Origin of the sequence: Nocardioides pini (assembly GCF_026712185.1) — a bacterium.
Taxonomy (GTDB): Bacteria; Actinomycetota; Actinomycetes; order Propionibacteriales; family Nocardioidaceae; genus Nocardioides; species Nocardioides pini.
This window is the reverse complement of the sequence record NZ_JAPPUX010000003.1, coordinates 308,424-328,469: the sequence shown is the minus strand read 5'-3', so window position 1 is coordinate 328,469 and position 20,046 is coordinate 308,424. Positions and strand designations below refer to the sequence as shown.

The following is a 20,046-nucleotide window of genomic DNA, read 5'->3' as shown; positions in this document are numbered from 1 at the left end:
TCACTCCGCCGGCGCCGCGGACCTGACCTGCGGAGCGGAGGACTGCTCGTCCTTCATGCCGTCGATCTCCGCGAGGATGCGGGTGCGCTCGTCGTCGCTCAACGCCACCTGCGCCTTGGCCAGGCCCTCGTCGAGCTGGTCGGCGATGGTGCTGTCCTCGGCGCTGTACTGCCAGGAGGAGACCTCGTCGACCACTCGCTGCGCGGCCTCGATCGCTGCCTGCTTCACCTCGTCAGTCATGCGACCACCGTAGTGAGCCGCGTGGTGGGGACAACCGTCCAACGGGGTGTGCTGACGGGGTCGCCGTCCAGAACGCCTTCAGCAGCTCCTCGATGCCGGGCGAGCCGAGGACCACCTGGGTCAGGAGGACCGCCACGGTGCCGTTGGGGTGGACGTACGCCGACGTGCCGGTGCCGCCGACCCAGCCGTAGCGGCCGACGACGTTCCACGGGTCGATGAGCTCCGTGTCGACGCCGCCGCCGAACCCCCATCCCTGGCCGTCGAGGAAGAAGCCACCCATCTCGCGGTGCCGCGCCGTCGTGTGGTCGGTCGTCATCTGCCGCACCGACGCGGCGCTCAGCACGTCACCCCCGCCGGCGACCAGCATGCGGCCGAAGGCGAGCCAGTCGTCCGCGGTGGTGACCAGCCCGCCCGACCCCGAGGGGAAGGCCGGCGGGCGGGTGAAGAACCCGTCCGGCTCGTCGCGCACGACCAGCTCGCCGTCGTCGTCGCCGTACATCGTGGTGAGCCGGTCCACCTCGTCGGCGGGCACGTGGAAGCCGGTGTCCACCATGCCGAGCGGGGCGAGCAGCCGCTCGGTCATCACGTCGGCGAGATCCTGCCCGGCCGCACGGGCGCAGAGGATGCCCAGCACGTCGTAGGAGGCGTTGTAGGTCCAGCCGTCGCCCGGCTGGTGCATCAGCGGGATCGTCGAGAGCCGGCGCATCCACTCGTCCGGCGCGGGGACCTCGTGGACGTCGTCGGCCGCCTGGTGCAGCTGCTGCGTCAGCAGCGGCGTCACCTCCGACTCCCAGGTGCAGAAGCCGTGGCCCGCCGTCCCGGTGAGCAGGTGCCGCGCGGTGATCGGCCGGTCGCACGCGACCGTGTCGTCCAGCGGGGACCCGAGCGTGCGCAGCACCCGCGGCTCCGCGAGCTCGGGGAGCAGGTCGGCGACCGGGGCGTCGAGGTCGACGAGGCCGTCCTCGACCAGCGTCATGACCAGCGCGGCCGTCACCGGCTTGGTGATCGACGCCCCGCGGAACAGCGAGTCGCGCGCCATCGGCGCACCGCCCGAGTCCCGGGTGCCGAGGGTGACCACCTCGACGTCCCCACCCCGCGCCACGAGGGCGACGAGGCCCGGGACGTCACCGGAGTCCACGAACGGTCGCACCGTCTCCTCGAGGTCCACCACGTCCCGACCGTACGCTCGTCCCATGACCTCCCCCGTCGCGCTCGTCACCGGTGGCTCGTCCGGCATCGGCGAGAGCACCGCCCGCGCCCTGCTCGCCAAGGGCTTCGTCGTCCACGCCGTCGCCCGCCGCGTCGACCGGATGGCCGCCCTGGCCGAGCTCGGTGTGCACACCCACGCGATGGACGTCACCGACGACGCCGCCATGGTCGCCGGCATCGAGCGGATCATCGACGAGCAGGGACGCATCGACGTCCTGGTCAACAACGCCGGCTACGGGTCGTACGGCGCCGTCGAGGACGTCCCGATCGACGAGGCGCGCCGGCAGTTCGAGGTCAACGTCTTCGGCCTGGCCCGCCTCGCCCAGCTCGTGACGCCGCACATGCGGGCGCAAGGGTCCGGCCGGATCATCAACATCTCCTCGATCGGCGGGAAGTTCTACGAGCCGTTCGGTGCCTGGTACCACGCCACGAAGTTCGCCGTGGAGGGCTTCAGCGACAGCCTCCGGATGGAGCTCCGGCCCTTCGGCGTCCAGGTGGTGCTGATCGAGCCCGGCCCGATCCGCACGGATTGGAACGAGATCGCCCGCGACTCGCTGCTCGAGCGGTCCGGGGACGGCCCCTACGCGTCGTACGCCCGGCACGCGCACGACGTCATGGAGCGCTTCGACGAGCCGTCGCGCGCCTCCACCCCCGAGGAGGTGGCCGACAAGATCGTCAAGGCCGCCCTCGCCAAGCGGCCCGCCGCGCGCTACCCGGTCGGCCGTGGCGCGCGCGTCATCACGACCTCGCGCGACCTGCTGCCGGACCGGGTCTTCGACGAGGTCGTGAGCCGGGCCTACGGGACGCGGTAGCCGCCGGCCTCACCCGGCCGCCCGGTCCGCCTCGGCGAGGTCGAGGAGCAGGCTACGCGCGGGCTCGTGCACCAGTGCCGCAAACCGCGCCCAGACGTCGTACTGGCCCTCGCGGACGAGCATCCTGCGCGCGTCGGCCCGGGCGCTCGGCCGGAGGACCGCCGCCGCGACGTGCGACGCGTCGAACTGTCGTACGCCGCCGTCGACGGCTCGCCGCAGGATGCGGAAGGCCGCCCGCGGGACCTCGTCGCTCCCCGACCGCAGCTGCGCGGTGACCCGCTCGAGGTCGGCGGGCGCCGTGCCGATCCGGAGCAGGTCGATCGACAGCACGTCGGTCACCAGCTCGTGGTCGGCGCGCATGAAGTGGCGCTCCACGAGCGTGCCCTCGTCGAGCGCCTCCTTGATGCACGTCCACGGTTGCCATCCCCCGGCCACGTCGCGGGCGACGGCCTCTGGCACGGCGATCGGCGGGGTGTCGAACATGGGGAGGTCGTCGACACCGCTCGGCACCAGCCGCCCGAGGACCCATTCGTCGTCACCGGCGTCCGACCGGGGCCGAGATCGAGGACCTCGAGCCAGGAGCCGGCAGCCGGGTCGTGGACGCGCAGCCGCCCGCCGGGCAGGCTCGCCCCGACCCGGTAGCCGCCCAGGCGTGCTCCCACCCAGGATCGCGCAAGCTCCGCGTGGTCGGCGAGACGCCCGGTCGCGAGCTCGTGACGAAGCGCTCCAGCCCGCCCAGCTCGTGGACGAGGACCTGGTGGAACAGCCAGGACTCCGACGCCACCCGGGCCATCACCCGGACCGGGTCGCCTCCGTCGGCGTGGCAGTCGGCGAGCTGGTCGTCGTGGAAGGTGTCGATGGCGTACTTCGGTGCGAGCCGCTGGGCCTGTCCCGTCTCCGACTCCCGGTCTTCGCAGCGCACGGCCTGGTACGCGATCCAGCGCGCCCACACCCAGTTCGGGAAGTGGTTGCCGAGCGAGGCGAGCTGGGTGAGCAGTACGTGGTGGCGACTCCTGAGGTTGAGGGCCGGCACGCGAGAGTGCAGCTCAAGCGCGCGGGTAGCGTCGCCGCTCCGTTCGGCAGCGAGGGACTGCGCCACGAGGTCGAAGTGGGCCGCGGTCATCCGGTCGGCGACGCGCGGCAGCCGGCGAAAGCCGGGAGTGAGGTTCCGAGACATGCCTCCACCCAAGGCCCGCGCGGATCGCCGCCACAAGCCGCTCGAGCGGATCTGTGGACAACCCCGACCCTGTGGAGACTCGTTCGCCACGGGCAGCGTCCGGGAGCAGTCTCGACGGCATGTACGAACCAGTCCTCACCACCCAGTCGCAGCTGGAGGACGCCTGGCGCGAGCTGATGGGCCCGTGGAGCTACGGCGGCCACAGCGTCTGGATGATGCTCATCGTCGACGACCGCCCGCTGCCCCAACTGACCGAGATCGCTGACACCGCGCACCCACCCGGGACCGAGGAGCTCGACGGCCTCGCGAAGCTCCTGGTCATGCTCGAGCGCGAGGTCGCCCCCGGCCTCCGCGTCGCATTCCTCCGCTCCCGCCCGGGCAAGGGCACCGTCACCGACACCGACCGCGCCTGGGCGACGAGCCTCTACGCCGCCGCACGTCGCGCCGCGGTGCCGTGCGAGGTCGTGCACCTCGCCACCCGCGGTGCGATCCGTCCGATCCCAGCCGACGTGGTCGGGATCAGGTAGTCGTTCGCGCAGCATGCGGGACGATGGCGCCATGCCGCTTTCGCTGGACGAAGTGCACGACCTGATCGACTCGTGGGAGATCGACCCCGAGGTCGACACCGTCGTGCCGGCCGTGGAGCTGTTCGCGGGGATGGCCGTCGGCGACCCCGGAAGACTCGACGTGCTCCACGTGATCGCCGACCACCGAGCCATGCGAGGTGAGGTCGACGCGGCGCTCGCCTTCCTCGATCAGGCTGGCCCCACGTCGGACGACGACGCTGAGGTCCTGCGGGCGATGCGCGTCGCGTACCTCATCGAGGGCGGCCGCGCTGACCAGGCAGAGCCACTCCTGCACGACCTCCGTCGCCGCGGTCCCCGCCTGCCGGACGAGGCTCTCGAGAGGGTCGCCGACGCCCTCGAGGAGGCGGGCCGGCTGCGCGAGGCGATGCGCTGGTTCACGATCGGACTCCGCGATCTCGACCCACAACAGGACCGTCCCGCCTACGAGGAGGAGTACGCGCTCGTCGGCCGCTGGCGCGTCCGGCGGGCGCTCGACCTGCCTCCGGACCACTACGACGTGCTGGCGCGCGAGACGCTGGACGCACGTCGAGCGAGGTGGACCGACGACGGGGACTGATCCGCCGACCTATCTGCGGAGGTGGAAGGTGAAGGCGCCTGCCGAGGAGCGCTCGACGCGGTATCTCGCGTCGTGCACGCGATGGTGGTGATGACTGCAGAGCAGGACGCCGTCGGCGAGGTCGGTCCGCCCGCCGTGCTCCCACGGGTGGAGGTGGTGGGCCTCGCACCAGGCGGCAGGGACGTCACATCCCTCACCGCGACAGGTCTTGTCGCGGACGGCCATCGCGAGGCGCTGCTTCGCGTTGAAGAGGCGGCGGGTGCGGCCGAGGTCGAGGGGGAGGCTGTCGCCGCCGAGGACGACGGGCAGGATCTTCGCGGTGCACGCCAACCGTCGGGCGTGGGCGGCGGTGATGCGGTCGCCGGTGAGGTCGTCGCCGGGGACGAGGCCGGCGCCGATGAGGTCGGCGGTGGCGAGGTCGGCCCTCAGCGCGTCGAGGTCGATGGTGACCACGACGGTGGTGGCGTCGCCGCCGTGGACCGGGAGCCGGGTGGGGTCGAGGGACTCCAGGAGCTGGACGAACGCGCGGCCCATCCGCTTCGGGTAGGCGAGCCGCGCCACCGGGTCGCCGGCAGGCGGAGTGTTCCGGTCACCAGCGACCCGCGGGTTGGTGAACGCTTCGAGGTAGGTCGCGAGTCGGGTGGCGGCGGCGTCCGGGACCCGGGAGGAGATGCGGGTGGTGCCGTCCCCCAGGCGCCGCATGGTCAGACGGGTGTGGTCTTCGGCTTGGGTTTCGAGATCGGCCAGGCGGGCGGCTTCGGCGGCCTCGGCGATCTCGGGGGCGACGACGTCGAGGATCCGTCGGCCGATCCGGCCGAGCTCCTTCGGACCGAACTCCCCGGTGCGGTCGACGAGGTGCGCCTCGGCCAGCGCCACCGTCCCCGCATCCACCGCAGCGGGCAGCAGGCGGAGCGCGCGGTCGATCACCCGCGCCTGGGCCAGCGACACGGCACCCTCGCGCATCGCCGCCGCCAGCACCGGCCGCTCCCGGTCCAGCGCCGAGGCGAGTCGCAGGTCGGCTCGGGCGTCGGCGTACGACATCCGGGTGTGCTGCGCCAGCCAGCCCGCGGCGTCCTTCGCCGCCGTGTCAGCGGCGAGGTCACCGGCATCGGCCAGGATCCGCAACCGCAGCTCCACCAGCTGGGCCTCCGCCGCCACCAGCTCGCGCAACGCGGCAGCCTTCTCCCCCGTCGACATGAACGTCGGGTTCGCGCCGGCCACGACCTTGAGCGAGGCACGCACGTCGCAGGCCGCAGCAACGATCGGGTGACGGGTCACGGGCGGCCTCCTTCGACGACGGGTCACACGCCGCACTCACGTGCGGCAGGTCAACGGGTCGTCACCAGGACGCCAACTGGGCCGAAGCCCTCGTAGCACACCTCTCAGCCGAGGTTCATCGCCATCCTACTGGTGTTCACCATTATTCGCAAGCATGTTCGATGCATGTTCAGCCGTCTACGCTCAGGTCATGAGCGTCTCATCCCTCACGTATCCCAGCGGCCGTCGCCCGTGACGAACACCCTGTCCGCGCTCGTCGACCGCGCGACGTCACTCCTCGACAAGCCTGGTCGCGTCACCCTCGGGGTCACCGGCGCACCCGGTGCCGGCAAGTCGGCGCTCACCGACACCCTGCTGACGCACCTGTGCGCCGCAATGGACACAGACGCTGTCGGCCACCTGCCGATGGACGGCTTCCACCTCGCGGACGTCCAGCTCGACCGACTCGGACGTCGCGACCGCAAGGGTGCGCCCGACACCTTCGACGTCGACGGTTACGTCGCCGCGTTGCGGCGCCTGCACGACGAACCCGACCGCACGCTCTTCGCCCCCGGGTTCGAGCGCGACCTCGAACAGCCCGTCGCCGCCGCCATCGCGATCCCGCCGTCGGCGCGGCTCGTGGTCACGGAAGGCAACTACCTCCTCCTGCCCGACGGAGGATGGGAGCGCGTACGCCCGCTGCTGACCGAGGTCTGGCACGTCGAGGTCGACGACGACGTACGCCGTGAACGACTGGTGCGCCGGCACGAGCAGTTCGGCAAGTCCCCCGCCGCTGCCCGCGACTGGGTCGACCAGGTCGACGAGCCCAATGCAGCGCTCGTCCGCGGCACGCGCGACGCAGCGGACCTGGTCGTCACGCTCGACTCCCTCTGACCGCCCGATGGGTGGATCCACCCATCGGGCGGCCCTCTGGGATGGGCATCGCGCCCGACGCGAGGCGAGGCCCGCGCGAAATAGCGTCGAGGCATGGACATCGACGACACCACCACAGACATCGACACCGTGATCATCGGCGCGGGCCAGGCCGGCCTCGCGACCGGCTACCACCTCCAGCGCCGCGGCATCCCCTTCGTCATCCTCGACGCCGCGGGCCGCGTCGGCGACAACTGGCGCCGGCAGTGGGACAGCCTGAGGCTCTACTCCCCCGCCCAGGTCGACGGCCTCCCGGGCCTGCCCTTCCCCGCTCGGCGCTGGACCTTCCCGGGCAAGGACGCCGTGGGCGACTACCTCGAGACGTACGCCCGCACCTTCGACCTGCCGGTGCGGCTGGGCACGCGCGTCCGCGCCCTCGACCCCGACGGCGACGGCTACCTCGTCTCCACCGACCGCGGTCGCTACACCTGCCGCAACGTCGTCGTGAGCACGGGGACCTTCGGCCGCACCGGCGCGGTCCCCGACCTGGCGGCGGAGCTCGACCCCGCGATCCTCCAGCTGCACTCCAGCGAGTACCGCCGGCCCAGCCAGGTGAACGACGGGCCGGTGCTGGTCGTCGGCGCGAGCCACTCCGGCACCGACATCGCCTACGAGCTGGCCCAGACGCACCCGACCGTCCTCGCCGGCCGCGACTGCGGCGAGATCCCACCGCGGCTCGAGTCGCCCGCGTTCCGGGTGGTCTTCCCGGTGATGCTCTTCGCCTGGCAGCACGTGCTGACCCGTCGCACCCCTGTCGGCCGCAAGCTGGTCGGCGAGCTGCGCAACCACGGCGGGCCGATGCTGCGCGTGAAGCGGCGCGACCTGGTCGATCGTGGCGTCGAGCGCGTCACCAGCCGCGTGGAGGAGGTCCGCGACGGACGCCCTGTGGTCGACGGGACGCCGCGCGACGTCTCGACCGTCGTGTGGGCCACCGGCTTCCGGCAGACCTTCGACTGGATCCACCTGCCGGTCCTCGGCGCGGACGGGTGGCCGAAGGAGATGCGCGGGGTCGTCGCGGAGGCGCCGGGGCTGTTCTTCTGCGGCCTGTGCTTCCAGTACGCGTTCAGCTCGATGGTCCTGCCCGGCGTCGGTCGCGACGCGGCGTACGTCGCCGACCGGATCACGGCCCGCTCCCGCAGGCTGGGGACGGCCACGACGAGCCTGCCCGCGGCCGCGTGAGCGGACGTACCCTCGAACCGTGAGCCGGGCCTCGGAGGACTTCGCGCGCGGCGACTGGCAGGCCGCGTACGACGCGTGGTCCCGCGAGGGGCTCGACGGCCTCGACGCCGACGAGCTCGACCGCTTCGGCACGGCCGCCGGCCTCGTGGGCCACCACGACGACCTGGTCCGCGCGCTCCAGCGCGCGTTCCTCCGCAACCAGGAGGCCGGCGACCTGCGCCAGGCGGTGCGGTGCGCGTTCCGTCTCGCCATGACCGCGTCGAGCCACGGGGAGCCGGCCCTCGCGGCGGGCTGGACGGCCCGGGCCGCCGACCTGGTCGCGGAGATCGACGAGGACTGCGCCGAGCGCGGCTGGGTCGCCTTCCTGCTGATGTTCCGGGCGATCGGCGCGGGCGACTTCGCTGCTGCCCAGACCTGCGCCGACGAGGCCTACGCTGCGGGCCGCCGCTTCCACGACGCCGACCTCATCGCCACGAGCACCTGCGCCCGGGGCCGCGTCGCGCTCTACCACGGTCGGTTCGCGGAGGGTCTCGCCCACCTCGACGAGGCGATGGTGCGGGTGATCGCCGGGGAGGCGACCCCGTTCATCGCCGGCAACGTCTACTGCACCGCGATCGAGGGCGCCCAGGAGATCAGCGACTTCGCCCGGGTGGCCGAGTGGACGGCCGCGCTCGAGCGCTGGTGCGACGCCCAGCCCGGCCTGCTCGCGTTCACCGGGCAGTGCGCCGTGCACCGCGGTCAGCTGATGCGGCTGCACGGCACCTGGGACGAGGCCCTGCGGGAGTACGCCCGCGCCGCCGAGCGCTACGTCCGGATCGGCACGCCCGACGCGATCGGGCTGACCGCCATGGAGACGGGTGACGTGCTCCGCCTGCGAGGCGACCTGTCGGGGGCGGACGAGGCCTACCAGCACGCGGCCGACCTCGGGGTCGACCCGCAGCCGGGCCTCGCCCTGCTGTGGCTGGCGAGCGGCCGGAGCGAGGCGGCGAAGGCCGCTGTCGACCGTCTCCTGGCCGCGCCCGCCGGACCGGTGCAGCGGTGCCGGCTGCTGCCCGGCGCGATCGAGGTGCTGCTGGCCACGGGGCAGGTCGAGCCCGCGCAGGCGCTCGCCGAGGAGCTGTCCTCGCTGGCGGCCTCCTCGGGCGCCGCGGCACTCGTGGCCTCCGGGGCCCAGGCCCTCGGCGCGGTCGAGCTCGCTGCCGGGGACGCGGCGGGCGCGCTGCCCTACTTCCGCAGGGCCCACCAGCTGTGGACCAAGACCTCCGCGACGTACGACGCCGCCGTCGCGCGACTCTCCACCGGCCGGTGCCTGCTCGCCCTCGCCGACCCGTCGGCCGAGCACGAGCTCGCGGCCGCGCGCACAGTCTTCCGGCAGGTCGGGGCGGCACCGATGGCCGACCTCGCCTCCTCGCTCCTGGCACCCGCCTCGCTTCCCGGGGGCCTGACCGCCCGCGAGGTCGAGGTGCTCCGCCTCGTCGCCTCGGGTCGCAGCAACCCGCAGATCGCGGCCGAGCTGGTGCTGAGCGAGAAGACGGTCGCCCGGCACCTCTCCAACATCTTCGGCAAGCTCGACGTCGGCTCGCGCACGGCCGCGGCGGCGTACGCCTTCGAGCACGGGCTGGTGTGACGACAGGCGGTCCAGACCGATCCGCCACGCCTGCCGCCGACCCCGCCGACCGGCGTAGATTCGAGGACTGCCCTCCCACCCCCGATCCCGAGAGGTGGGTGACCACACCGAGGAGGGGCAGCGTGTTCATCCAGATCATCCAAGGCAGGTGCACGCGCCAGCAGGAGCTCCACGAGCACCTGGACAAGTGGCGCAACGAGCTCAGCTCCGGAGCACAGGGCTGGCTCGGAGGGACCTACGGGTTCACCGACGACGACATGTTCGTGGGCGTCGTCCGATTCGAGTCGCGGGAAGCCGCGATGTCCAACTCCGGCCGGCCCGAGCAGGACGCCTGGGCCGCCCGCATGATGGAGCTCTTCCACGGCCCGGTCGAGTTCCACGACTGCGACGACGTCACCCTCATGATGGACGGCGGGTCCGACGACGCCGGCTTCGTCCAGGTCATCAGGGGCAGGGTCGACGACGTCGACCGGCTGAAGTCGATGATGACCGCCGACACCGACTCGCTCCACGAGATGCGTCCCGAGATCCTCGGCGGCACGCTCGCGATCGAGCCGGACGGCACCTTCACCGAGACCGTCGCGTTCACCAGCGAGGACGCGGCCCGGCAGGGCGAGCAGCTCGAGCCGCCGCCCGAGGTGCGGTCCGACCTCGAGTACGCCATGGCGGACGCGCAGTTCTACGACCTGCACCGTCCCTGGTTCGCGTCGCGCTGAGACGTCCCGTGGGTGCACCGGGGCGCTCGGGAGCCCCGGGGGGACGCGTCCCCGTCAGTCCCCGCTGTCCTTCGGGGGGCGTCCCCGTCTGGGAACCGGACCGGCGTCGCGCGGCGCGCGTCCGGCCTCCCGGAGCGCGTCGCGCAGGAGCAGCTCGATCTGGGCGTTGACGCTCCGCAGGTCGTCGGCAGCCCAGCGCTGCAGGGCGGAGTGGACGGCAGGGTCGAGGCGCAGCAGCACGGACTTGCGCCCTGCGCCTCGCCTGGGAGCCGACTCCCCCGCCTCCTCGGTCACCGGACGGCCCGATCAGGTGTAGAGCGAGCCGGTGTTGACGACGGGGGTCGTGCCGCGTTCGGAGCAGAGCACCGTGAGCAGGTTGGAGACCATGGCCGCCTTGCGCTCGGCGTCGAGCTCGACGATGTCCTTCTGCTCGAGCTGCGCGAGCGCGCTCTCGACCATGCCGACCGCACCGTCGACGATCTTCTCGCGCGCGGCGATGACGGCCGAGGCCTGCTGGCGCTGCAGCATCGCCTGGGCGATCTCGGGGGCGTACGCCAGGGCAGAGATCCGCACCTCGATCACCTCCAGCCCGGCCAGCGCGATCCGCTCCGCGACCTCCGATGCGAGCTCGGCCGAGATCACCTCGGTGTCACCGCGCAGGGTGACCTCCGTGGCCGCGTTGTCGTACGGGTGGCTCATCGCCACGTGCCGCAGGGCCGACTCGGCCTGCACGGCTACGAAGTCCTCGTAGTCCTCGACCGCGAAGGTCGCCCGGGCCGTGTCGGCTACCTGCCAGACGACGATGGCGGCGATGTTGACCGGGTTGCCATCGGCGTCGTTGACCTTGAGCTCGTTGGTCTCGAAGTTGTGCACGCGGACCGAGACGTTGCGCCGGGTGGTCAGCGGCACGATCATCCGCAGCCCCGGCTTGCGGACGGTGCCGACGTAGCGGCCGAAGAACTGCACGACCCGCGTCTGCCCCGGCGCCACGATCGTCAGCGACGCGGAGAGCAGCAGCCCCAGGACGACGATCGCGACTCCGCCGACGATGAGGCCGATGCCGCCACGACCCGCGTCCGCGTCGATGATGCCGGTCACCGTCATCCAGCCGCCCAGGCCGAGGAGCAGCAGCGACACCGCGAGCCCAGCGAAGCCGTCGACCGACCACGCCTGCCGCTCGGTGACGTCGACGCGCGTGCCCTCGTGACCCACCGGGCGCCCCGCCGGCTCGCCACCCTCCGACTCGCCGGTCTCCCCCTGCTGCACTGCCCGCTCCCCGTCCATGTGCCCAACCTCTCTCAAGAATGTGATGACAAATAGATATCACATTCTTGGTCGGTCGCCCCCGGGAGGGGCCTCCTTCGAGCGCCCGACATGCTCACCGGCCCGCTGCGTCGCCCCCCCTGCGCCTGCGCGCAGGGTCGCATCAGGCGACTGGTGCGCGCCGCCGACCCAGCACCCCGGCCCGTACGTAGACGACGGTCGTCACGACGTTGAGCACGACCACCGTGGCGACGTACATCCCGAGGTTGAGCCCGGGCACCACGTCGGCCGGGAGGGTGTACGCCATCGCCACCCGCGCGCACGCGTCGAGCAGCGTGCCGACCGCCCACAGCGTGCTCGACGTGCGCCACATCTGCCGGAACACGGCTCGCGCGCCCAGAGCGCCTCCCAGTCACGCGGCCAACCGAACCGACCCTCGGCCATCGGCCTGGCGAACTGGTAGGCCAGCGGGCGATCGGCCCACCAGAGGCTGGCGAGGAACCACAGGCCGACACCGCTCGTGACCAGCGCGTCCTTGGCGAGCAGGAACCGCTCGTCGCCGGGAAGCAGCGAGACCGCGAAGCTCGCGAAGAGCAGCACGGTGAAGAACGCCTCGAGACCGCTGGGCCGGTGGCCCCGGAGCAGCGACACGCACGCCGGCAGCAGCGACAGCACGGCGCCCACGACGAGCGCGGCGTAGACGCTGACTCCGAGGTGGCGCATCAGGTAGTAGAGCGCGGTCGAGCCGAGGATGCCGACGGCAGGCCGGACCAGCGTCATCGGTCGGCCCTGGTCCCGCGGTCGAACAGCTCGACCAGCTCGCGGGCGTACGCCGCGCAGTCCAGCGCAGGGTCCGCCTGGAGCCGGAAGACCACGGTCTCCACGGCTCGCTGGATCGTCGTCGCCATGACGTGGGTGTCGAAGTCGCGCATCTCCCCCTGGGACTGGCCGTCGGCGAGGATGCGCTCGAGGTGGCCGAGGTCGCTGGGCCCGGAGGTCGCCTCGCCACCGGCGCCCGCCATCGCCACCTGCATCAGCGCGGACATCTGCGCGCGGTGCGAGTCGGCGTACCCCACCACGCCCTCGATGTACGCCGAGAGGCGCGCACCCGGCGACTCCGCCGCCATCACCAGGCCACCCACGTGGCGGCCGATGTCGCCGACGACGTGCTCGACCAGGGCGGAGACCAGCTCGGCCTTGCCGGCGAAGTGGTAGCTGATCAGCCGGGTGCTCGACAGCCCGGCTCGCTCGGCGATCCGCGCGAACGACGCTCGCGCGAAGCCCTCCTCCGCGATCACCCCGATCGTTGCCTCGACGACCTGGGCGCGCCGGGCCGTCGCCGCGTCCGACCGCTCGGTTACTTGCATGAGTAAGACGCTAGCGCCGACAACCCCCTCCTGCAACGCCCCGAAATTGCCGGGTCGCGCGGGGAACGATCCCGGCCGTCCGGTGCGACAGTCTTGTCATGGGGAGCAGCTCGGCACTCGCGGACCAGGACGACACCGTGCTTGTCGCGCTGGTGGCCGGGGGTGACGGTGCAGCGCTCGAGGAGCTCTACGGGCGTCACGCGGCCTGGCTCGTCGCCCGGCTGATGCGACGCTGCAACGACTCCGACGTCGTGCTCGACGTCGTGCAGGACACCTTCGTCACGGTGTGGAAGGACGCGCGCAAGTACCGCGGCACAGGGGAGGTCGCGGGCTGGCTCTGGGGTATCGCGTTCCGACGGATGGTGTCGCGACTCCGGTCGCGCAAGGACGTCGTGCTCCTCCCCGAGTGGGACACCGTCGGCCGCGGGCACGTGCCCGCAGCCGAGGACGAGGTGCTGCTCGGGGTGGAGTACGGCGACCTGGCCGGCGCCCTCGCGCGGCTCTCCCCCGAGTTCCGCTCCGTGGTCCAGGCGTGCGTGCTGGACGGACTGACCACCAAGGAGGCCGGCAGGTTGCTCGGCGTCCGCGAGAACACCGTGAAGACCCGCCTGCACCGGGCCAAGGCCCAGCTGCGCGGATCTCTCGCCCTGCCGCAGGAGGGATGGCGATGACCACCACCACCTGGCACGTCCACGACGACCTGCTCGCCGCCTACGTCGCCGGTCGGCTCGACGCGATCGTGGGAGCCTCGGTCGAGCAGCACGTCGCCCGGTGCGCCGACTGTCGCGCTGCCACGACGACGCTGGTCGACCCGCAGCTGCTGGCTCAGGGCTGGGACGCCGTCCGTGACACCGTCCAGTCCCCAGCCCTCCCCCTACCCGTGCGGCTCGCGCGCCGCTGCGGCCTCCCGGAGTCGACCGCGGTGCTGCTGGCCGCAGCCACCTCGCTGCGAACGGCATGGGTGGTGGGATCGTTCCTGGCGCTGACCTTCGCGACGCTGGCGGTCGTGCTGGCAGGAGGCGAGCTCCTCGCGCCGTTCCTGCTCGTGGCACCCCTCGTGCCCGTGGTCGGCGTCGCCGCGGCCTACGGCCACCAGCAGGACCCGCTCGAGACGCTCGTCGTGACGGCACCCTACGGCCGCACCCGGTTGATCCTCGTGCGCACCCTGGCGGTGCTGGCCTCGGTGCTGCCCCTCACGATCCTCCTCGGGCTCTTCCTGCCCGGACCGGCCTGGATCGCGGCCGCCTGGCTCGGGCCCGCCCTCGCGCTCGTGCCGACGTTGCTCGCCCTGTCCAGCTTCGTCGGGCCACGGATCGGGATCGCCGTGGTCGCCCTGGGATGGAGCGCCGTCGTGCTCTTCTCGCTGCGCGGCCTGCCCGCCACGTGGCCGGTCGGGGCCACCCAGCAGCTCGGCTACCTGGCCGTGGCCGCCGGGTCCGTCGTCGTGCTGGCCGTCCGCGCCAGGCGGGACCGCCGGATCGGAGCAGTGCTGTGAACGCCGTCGAGCTCACCGCCGTCACCAAGACCTACGGCCGCACGCGCGCGCTCGACGCCGTCGACCTGACGTTCGACCGAGGGGTCACGGGGCTCCTCGGCCCGAACGGCGCGGGCAAGACCACCCTGCTGCGGATCGTGGCGACGTCGATCGGCGCCGACAGCGGCGACGTACGACTGCTCGGGCGCGACCCGCACGGCTCCCACGCCGAGCTCACGGCGATCCGTCGCGAGCTGGGCTACCTCCCGCAGGAGCTGGGATACCCCGGCGACATGACCGCGTTCGGGTTCGTGGAGTACGTCGCCGTCCTCAAGGAGTGGAACGACCGCCGCCGCCGGCTCCGGGAGGTACGACGCGTGCTCGAGCTGGTCGGTCTCGGCACCATGGCCACCAAGCGGGTGTCCAGGCTCTCGGGTGGGCAACGGCGCCGGGTGGCACTCGCGCAGGCCCTCCTCGGCGACCCGCGGATCCTCGTGCTCGACGAGCCGACCACCGGCCTCGACCCGACCCAACGCGCCGACCTGCGGCGCACGCTCTCCGCCCTCGGCGGACACTGCGCCGTCCTGCTCTCCACCCACCAGACCGAGGACGTCGCCGCCCTCTGCGAGCGGGTGGTCGTCCTCGCTGGCGGCACCGTCCGCTTCGACGGCACCGTCACCGACCTCGTCGCCACCGCCGCCGGCCGCGTGTGGCTCTGCGACGACCCCGGACCCGACGCGCTCGTCAGCTGGCGCACCGGGACGGGACGCCACCACGTCGTGGGCGGAACGCCACCGCCGGGCGCCGTCGCGGCCGAGCCGACGCTCGAGGACGCCTACCTGCTCATGCTCGGCGTCGACGCGCACGACGTCCGCGCCCCCGCCTGACCTCACTCCGACCTCCACCTGCGCCTCGGGCGCCCACCGCTCGTACCACTGCTGCCATCTCGAGGAGCCACCATGACCAGCACTGCCCTGCCCGTTCCGGGTTCCGGATCCGCCGCCCTCTCCGGGATGGCCGGCATCGAGACCCGTCGACTCCTCCGCAACCCGATCTTCGTCGTCGGCGTGGCACTCGCCTTCGGCGTCCTCGCGCTGATGGTGCTGACGAACGACGACCCTCAGTACACCGACCTGCTCCCCATCCCGCTGATCCCCGCGTTCTTCGTCGGCCTGACGAGCCTGGTCGCCATGGCGCGTCAGACCCGGTCGACCGAGGCGGCCGCCGAGGCCGTCGGCACCGCGCCGGGCACCGAGGCCCAGCGCACGTCGGCGCTCGCGTTCGCGTGCCTCGTACCGTTCGGCGTCGGGTTGGTCTTCGTGGCGGTCGAGGTCGCGCTCGCCGCGTCCCTCGGCGTCGCCGAGCAGGAGTGGTGGTTCGGCACGCTTCCCGACTGGCAGGTGTGGAGCATCCTCGTCTCGAGCGGCCCCGTCGCCTGCCTGGGCGGCGCGCTGCTCGGCGTGCTGACCGGCCGCTGGCTGCGCTTCCCCGGGGCTCCCGCGGTCGTGGCGGTCGCGGCCGTGCTGGTCAGCTTCGCCGGGTCGGTCCCGATCGCGTACGGCGACAGCTCGGAGCTGCGGCTCTGGGTGCCGTGGCCGATGTGGCACTCCGGCACGCTCGAGGACGGCACGCAGGAGCTGATGGCCGGCAACCCCCTGGCCCACCTCGGGTACCTCCTCTCCCTGTGCGTCGCTGCGCTCCTCGTCGCGGTGTGGCACGACCGCACCGCGCGGACTCCCCGTCTGCGAGGGGCGATCATCGGCACTGTCGTGGTCGGCCTGGCGTGCCTCGTCCTCTCCATGACCACCGGTCCCGACGACAACCGCATCTCGGAGCCGGTCCCGTTCCGGGTGGAGTGATGGCCCCGCGCTGGTGCTACCTCCGTCGCGGCGTCGCATGGACTGCCCTCCTGGGCTGCTGCGGCGCTGCGCTCGCGCTCGCTGTCGCCCTCGACCAGTGGCCCGAGGCAGCCGTCGTCCTGCTGCCGGCGCTGCTCGCCTGCTGTGCCGCTGGGGTTGCGTTCGCCTTCGACGAGCACGCGGTCACGGTCGTCGCCGTCACCCCGCGCGGCGGCGGATGGCGGCAGGTGTCGCGGCTGGCCGTGGCCCTCCTGCCGCTCGCGGTGTGGGGCGCGGTCGTGCTGGCCGGCCCGGGCGACCTGCCGCTCGACCGATGGGCGTGGTGGTCCGTGGGAGCGGCGACCACTGCCCTCGTCTCCGGCGTGGCCGCCCTGGCCTCCCGGCGCGAGGTGGGCACGCCCGGCTCGCTCCTGGCCTCCGTCGTCTCGTTCGCCGTCCTGGCGCCGGTGATCGTCACAGGGTTCCTGGGCTGGGGTTCGGTCTACCCGCTCGCGGACCTGGCGCCCGGGGCGTGGGCGTTCTGGGCCTCCGTCGGCGCCGGCGGCGCGGTCATGTGGGTGGCCGCCACACGGCCCGGGCCGGCCTGAGCGGTCGACGAGCCCTATCCACCGGGCCGCCCGCGGGTGTAGGCAAGGAGGGCGAGGCCACCCGTCCTCGCGCCCGCCGGACGAGGAGATGGCATGGCCGCACTCGAGAGCACCGCCCTGCTGACCGAGCTCGAGCCGGTGGTCGAGGAGAACCTCAACCGGCACCTGTCCATCGCCGACGAGTGGATGCCCCACGAGTACGTCCCGTGGAGCCTCGGCCGGGACTTCGCCGACCTCGGCGGCGAGCCGTGGGAGCTCGCCCAGTCGCAGCTCTCCCCCGTGGCGCGCACCGCGCTGGAGGTCAACCTCCTGACCGAGGACAACCTCCCGAGCTACCACCGCGAGATCGACCGCGCCTTCGGCCGCGACAGCGCGTGGGGCACCTGGGTGAACCGGTGGACGGCCGAGGAGGGGCGGCACGCGTTCTGCATCCGCGACTACCTCCTCGTCACCCGCGGTGTCGACCCCGTCGAGCTGGAGCGCGCCCGGATGGAGACGATGGAGACGGGCTACGAGGCGATGGACAAGTCGCTGCTCAACGTGTGCGCGTACGTCTCGTTCCAGGAGCTCGCCACCCGCGTCTCGCACCGCAACACCGGGCGTTACACCGAGGAGCCGATCGCCGACAAGCTGCTCGCCCGCGTCGCCAAGGACGAGAACCTGCACATGATCTTCTACCGCAACCTCGTCGCCGCGGCCCTCGAGATCGCGCCCAGCCAGACCATGCGCGCGATCACCGAGGAGGTCGTCGGGTTCGAGATGCCCGGCAGCGTCATCCCGGGCTTCTCGCGCAAGGCGGTGCAGATGGCCAAGGCCGGCATCTACGACCTCCGCATCCACCACGACGACATCGTCAGCCCGCTGCTGCGGCAGTGGGGCGTGTGGGAGCTGACTGGGCTGGACGCCGACGGCGAGGCGGCCCGCGACGAGCTGGCCGCAGCCGTCGCCGCGCTCGACGGCGAGGCGACGCGCTTTGTCGAGCGGCGCGACGAGGCGGCGGCGAAGAAGGCCGCACGCCGGACGAGCGCCTGAGGGGAGGTGGGCTGGACCCCCTCGCCTTGGTGATGACGGACGTCCGACGGCCGTCCTACAGTCGGGTGTCGGGAGGTGTGCCGTGGCCAGGGCAGGTGACCTGCTGGAGCACCCGCGGACGGGCGAGACGATCGTCTGGCTCAAGGTCGCGGGCGACACCGGCGGCCGGATGCTCGAGGCCGACATGTTCGCCAGGCCGGGCGGGCACCCCGCCGCCGCCCACGGGCACCCGCACCAGGAGGAACGGTTCCGGATCGTGCACGGCACGGTGCGCCTCGAGGTCGACGGCACCGAGCGGATCCTGGGCGCCGGCGAGACCGCGTCCGTCCCTCCCGGGTGCGCCCACACGTGGGCCAACGTCGGCGACGAGGAAGCCTGCGTGCGCGTCGAGATCACGCCGGCGCTACGCACCGAGATGTTCTTCGAGACCTTCTTCGGGCTGGCCAAGGACGGCAGGACCAACGACAAGGGGCTGCCCAATCCCCTGAGCACGGCAGTGATCCTGCAGGAGTACGACGACGAGATCCGGCTGGCTCGCCCGCCCGCCGTGGTCCAGCGAGTCGTCTTCACGCCCCTCGCGCTGGTCGGCCGGACACTCGGCTACCGCGGGTGGTACCCGCGCTACACCTCCGAGCCGTTGCCGCGACGCAGCTGATCCTCGCCACGACGACCGCCAACTGACGGCGGCGGTCAGCCAGGCAGTCGCTCCGCGCGCAGCCACTGCCACGCGAGTGCGCCGACCCACAGCTCGTACGCGAGGGTGCTGAGGGCGAGCAGCGGGAACAGGGCGTCGGTGAGCAGGGTCGCGCTGCCGAGCAGGCTCACCGGCAGCAGCACCAGCCCGATCCGCTGCAGCCACGGCGACGTCCCGGCCAGCCGGAGGCCGACGACGAGAGCGCCGACGAAGAACAGGCGCGGGAAGACGGAGAACGCCAACGAGTACGGCGCCACCGCGTCCCACCCCGCGAGGAGGCGTACGTCCGTGCCCTCCGCGGCGGCGCCCGTCGCGACGTCGTGCAGCACCCCGGCGAACGGCCAGACCAGCGCCAGCAGGCTCCCGGCCGCGACGGCGACGGTCGAGAGGACGCCGCTGGCGTCGGCGCGACGCAGGCGGACGTGGACCACGCCGAGGAACCCGAGCAGGAGCGTGCCGGCGACCATGAAGGCGTAGTTGCTCACCCGGTAGGCGGTCTCGACGTCGAGGATGTCCTGCCCACGCTGGGCTGCCGGGTCACCGGGCGCGCCGACGTGTGGGAGGACGAGGACGGACATCCCGGTCATCACCAGGAGCTGGCCCAACGCGAACGCGATGCCGAAGCCGGCGCTCAGCCGTGCCAGCGTGCGATCGGCGGTGGCGGGCGCGGCCCCGAGGACGGGGGTGGTGGTCATGTCAGGTCCTCTCAGGCGAACCGGAAGGCGAGGCGCTCCCCGCGCTCGTAGCGGCGTCGGAAGATCCGCAGGAGCAGGCCGTAGCCGGGCGGGGTCGACTCGAGCAGGCGCTCGCGGGCGTCGGCCGGCACCCCGTCCATCGCCCACGGGAGGATGAACGGGACCGATCGCAGCGGGTAGCGCTTCTCGACCGCCTTCTCGAACGCCGCGTTCTCCTCCTCGGTGAGGGTGCGCTGCAGCATCGGCAGCGCGTGCCGCTCCTCGTGGGCCAGGTGCGACAGCAGCAGCTCGTGGGCGGCTCCGAGCCGGATCTCCAGCGCGTTGCGGTGGTCGGTGCACGGGTGCGCGCCCATCGCGGCGAAGGCGTCGCGCACGTTCTCGAGCGCCGGGTCGATGTCGGTGTGCTCGTCCTCCATCTCGGCGAGCACCCGGAGGTCCGCCTCGGCACCGGCGGCCTCCGCGTGCTGCTGCAGCCGCGGCCACAGCTCGTCGTCCTCGGCGGAGTGGTGGTGGTGCAGCACCTCGGCCATCGCCACCCAGCGCCGCTCCAGCGCGGCCCACACCTCGTGCTCCGCGACCGGCGTGCTCGCCACCGCGGCCGCGAACCTGTCGAAGTCGCGCCGCAGGGCGTGGTGCATCACGTACATCCCCGTCTGGTCGTGCGGCCCCTCGGCGGTGTGCGCCTGGCCGGGCAGGGTCAGCTGCGGGCGGTACGACGTCGGGCTGGTGTCGCTGTGCTTCATCGGGCTCTCCTCGGGTGGTGGTGCGAGCACGATCTCCCC

General features: G+C 72.7%; 25 protein-coding genes and 1 pseudogene. 14 read left to right on the top strand and 12 right to left on the bottom strand.

Annotation, left to right across the window (positions count from 1 at the left end; all coding sequences use genetic code 11):
- On the bottom strand, positions 1–240 hold the full coding sequence (locus NYO98_RS11325; RefSeq protein WP_268111792.1) for a hypothetical protein: 240 nt from the start codon (positions 238–240) through the stop codon (positions 1–3).
- Positions 233–1,411, bottom strand: a complete 1,179-nt coding sequence (locus NYO98_RS11320; RefSeq protein WP_268111791.1) for a serine hydrolase domain-containing protein — start codon at positions 1,409–1,411, stop codon at positions 233–235. Before NYO98_RS11320 ends, NYO98_RS11325 begins: the two co-directional genes overlap by 8 nt.
- Before the next feature lie 22 nt (positions 1,412–1,433).
- Between NYO98_RS11320 and NYO98_RS11315 the strand changes: the two genes are divergently transcribed.
- The gene (locus tag NYO98_RS11315) at positions 1,434–2,261 is read left to right on the top strand and encodes an oxidoreductase (RefSeq protein WP_268111790.1); all 828 of its coding nucleotides are present in this window, start codon (positions 1,434–1,436) and stop codon (positions 2,259–2,261) included.
- A gap of 9 nt (positions 2,262–2,270) precedes the next feature.
- Here the strand turns inward: NYO98_RS11315 and NYO98_RS11310 are convergent, their stop codons facing one another.
- Positions 2,271–2,744 carry a hypothetical protein gene (locus NYO98_RS11310; protein ID WP_268111789.1) on the bottom strand — a complete coding sequence of 158 codons (474 nt, stop codon included), beginning with the start codon at positions 2,742–2,744 and terminating at the stop codon, positions 2,271–2,273.
- 52 nt (positions 2,745–2,796) lie between these two features.
- Positions 2,797–3,438 (bottom strand): hypothetical protein, encoded by a 642-nt coding sequence (locus NYO98_RS11305; protein WP_268111788.1) that lies wholly within the window; start codon positions 3,436–3,438, stop codon positions 2,797–2,799.
- Positions 3,439–3,557: 119 nt separating this feature from the next.
- Here NYO98_RS11305 and NYO98_RS11300 point away from each other — a divergent pair, with 119 nt between their 5' ends.
- The gene (locus NYO98_RS11300) at positions 3,558–3,965 is read left to right on the top strand and encodes a hypothetical protein (protein WP_268111787.1); all 408 of its coding nucleotides are present in this window, start codon (positions 3,558–3,560) and stop codon (positions 3,963–3,965) included.
- 31 nt (positions 3,966–3,996) lie between these two features.
- Positions 3,997–4,581, top strand: a complete 585-nt coding sequence (locus NYO98_RS11295) for a hypothetical protein (RefSeq protein ID WP_268111785.1) — start codon at positions 3,997–3,999, stop codon at positions 4,579–4,581.
- A 9-nt stretch (positions 4,582–4,590) separates the two neighbouring features.
- On the opposite strand, the gene NYO98_RS11290 is transcribed toward NYO98_RS11295, so the two are convergent.
- Complete coding sequence (locus NYO98_RS11290) at positions 4,591–5,859, bottom strand: HNH endonuclease signature motif containing protein (protein WP_268111784.1); 1,269 nt, start codon at positions 5,857–5,859, stop codon at positions 4,591–4,593.
- A 231-nt stretch (positions 5,860–6,090) separates the two neighbouring features.
- Between NYO98_RS11290 and NYO98_RS11285 the strand changes: the two genes are divergently transcribed.
- From NYO98_RS11285 to NYO98_RS11270, 4 genes are all read left to right on the top strand, one after another.
- Positions 6,091–6,732 carry a nucleoside/nucleotide kinase family protein gene (locus tag NYO98_RS11285; protein WP_268111783.1) on the top strand — a complete coding sequence of 214 codons (642 nt, stop codon included), beginning with the start codon at positions 6,091–6,093 and terminating at the stop codon, positions 6,730–6,732.
- A 93-nt stretch (positions 6,733–6,825) separates the two neighbouring features.
- On the top strand, positions 6,826–7,950 hold the full coding sequence (locus NYO98_RS11280; RefSeq protein WP_268111782.1) for a flavin-containing monooxygenase: 1,125 nt from the start codon (positions 6,826–6,828) through the stop codon (positions 7,948–7,950).
- Between the two features lie 19 nt (positions 7,951–7,969).
- Complete coding sequence (locus NYO98_RS11275; protein WP_268111780.1) at positions 7,970–9,577, top strand: helix-turn-helix transcriptional regulator; 1,608 nt, start codon at positions 7,970–7,972, stop codon at positions 9,575–9,577.
- 122 nt (positions 9,578–9,699) lie between these two features.
- The gene (locus NYO98_RS11270; RefSeq protein ID WP_268111778.1) at positions 9,700–10,293 is read left to right on the top strand and encodes a hypothetical protein; all 594 of its coding nucleotides are present in this window, start codon (positions 9,700–9,702) and stop codon (positions 10,291–10,293) included.
- 54 nt (positions 10,294–10,347) lie between these two features.
- Here NYO98_RS11270 and NYO98_RS11265 read toward each other — a convergent pair whose 3' ends face one another.
- The 5 genes and pseudogenes from NYO98_RS11265 to NYO98_RS11250 all read right to left on the bottom strand — a co-directional run bounded on the left by NYO98_RS11265 (position 10,348) and on the right by NYO98_RS11250 (position 12,923).
- Entirely contained in the window at positions 10,348–10,533 is a 186-nt protein-coding gene (locus NYO98_RS11265) for a hypothetical protein (protein WP_268111777.1), read from the bottom strand.
- 66 nt (positions 10,534–10,599) lie between these two features.
- Positions 10,600–11,577, bottom strand: a complete 978-nt coding sequence (locus NYO98_RS11260; RefSeq protein ID WP_268111776.1) for an SPFH domain-containing protein — start codon at positions 11,575–11,577, stop codon at positions 10,600–10,602.
- 142 nt (positions 11,578–11,719) lie between these two features.
- Complete coding sequence (locus NYO98_RS11255) at positions 11,720–11,941, bottom strand: DUF3159 domain-containing protein (RefSeq protein ID WP_268111775.1); 222 nt, start codon at positions 11,939–11,941, stop codon at positions 11,720–11,722.
- A gap of 20 nt (positions 11,942–11,961) precedes the next feature.
- A pseudogene (locus NYO98_RS21905) lies at positions 11,962–12,336 on the bottom strand (VC0807 family protein); the annotation flags it as partial.
- Positions 12,333–12,923, bottom strand: coding sequence for a TetR/AcrR family transcriptional regulator (locus tag NYO98_RS11250; protein WP_268111774.1), 591 nt, complete (start codon positions 12,921–12,923; stop codon positions 12,333–12,335). The gene NYO98_RS11250 and the pseudogene NYO98_RS21905, both read right to left, overlap by 4 nt.
- 98 nt (positions 12,924–13,021) lie before the next feature.
- Between NYO98_RS11250 and NYO98_RS11245 the strand changes: the two genes are divergently transcribed.
- The 7 genes from NYO98_RS11245 (at position 13,022) to NYO98_RS11215 (ending at position 18,530) form a co-directional block, all read left to right on the top strand.
- Positions 13,022–13,594, top strand: a complete 573-nt coding sequence (locus NYO98_RS11245) for an RNA polymerase sigma factor (RefSeq protein WP_268111773.1) — start codon at positions 13,022–13,024, stop codon at positions 13,592–13,594.
- Positions 13,591–14,418 carry a zf-HC2 domain-containing protein gene (locus tag NYO98_RS11240; RefSeq protein WP_268111772.1) on the top strand — a complete coding sequence of 276 codons (828 nt, stop codon included), beginning with the start codon at positions 13,591–13,593 and terminating at the stop codon, positions 14,416–14,418. Before NYO98_RS11245 ends, NYO98_RS11240 begins: the two co-directional genes overlap by 4 nt.
- A complete protein-coding gene (locus NYO98_RS11235) occupies positions 14,415–15,284 on the top strand; it encodes an ATP-binding cassette domain-containing protein (protein WP_268111770.1) in 870 nt (289 codons plus the stop codon). The genes NYO98_RS11240 and NYO98_RS11235 overlap by 4 nt, the downstream gene beginning before the upstream one ends.
- A 72-nt stretch (positions 15,285–15,356) precedes the next feature.
- Complete coding sequence (locus NYO98_RS11230) at positions 15,357–16,256, top strand: hypothetical protein (protein ID WP_268111768.1); 900 nt, start codon at positions 15,357–15,359, stop codon at positions 16,254–16,256.
- Positions 16,256–16,843, top strand: a complete 588-nt coding sequence (locus NYO98_RS11225) for a hypothetical protein (protein WP_268111767.1) — start codon at positions 16,256–16,258, stop codon at positions 16,841–16,843. The genes NYO98_RS11230 and NYO98_RS11225 overlap by 1 nt, the downstream gene beginning before the upstream one ends.
- Before the next feature lie 93 nt (positions 16,844–16,936).
- On the top strand, positions 16,937–17,875 hold the full coding sequence (locus tag NYO98_RS11220) for an acyl-ACP desaturase (protein ID WP_268111766.1): 939 nt from the start codon (positions 16,937–16,939) through the stop codon (positions 17,873–17,875).
- A gap of 82 nt (positions 17,876–17,957) precedes the next feature.
- Positions 17,958–18,530, top strand: a complete 573-nt coding sequence (locus tag NYO98_RS11215; protein ID WP_268111765.1) for a cupin domain-containing protein — start codon at positions 17,958–17,960, stop codon at positions 18,528–18,530.
- 35 nt (positions 18,531–18,565) lie between these two features.
- Here the strand turns inward: NYO98_RS11215 and NYO98_RS11210 are convergent, their stop codons facing one another.
- Positions 18,566–19,264 (bottom strand): hypothetical protein, encoded by a 699-nt coding sequence (locus NYO98_RS11210; RefSeq protein ID WP_268111763.1) that lies wholly within the window; start codon positions 19,262–19,264, stop codon positions 18,566–18,568.
- An 11-nt stretch (positions 19,265–19,275) separates the two neighbouring features.
- The gene (locus tag NYO98_RS11205; RefSeq protein ID WP_268111762.1) at positions 19,276–20,007 is read right to left on the bottom strand and encodes a hemerythrin domain-containing protein; all 732 of its coding nucleotides are present in this window, start codon (positions 20,005–20,007) and stop codon (positions 19,276–19,278) included.
- Positions 20,008–20,046 lie beyond the last annotated feature (39 nt).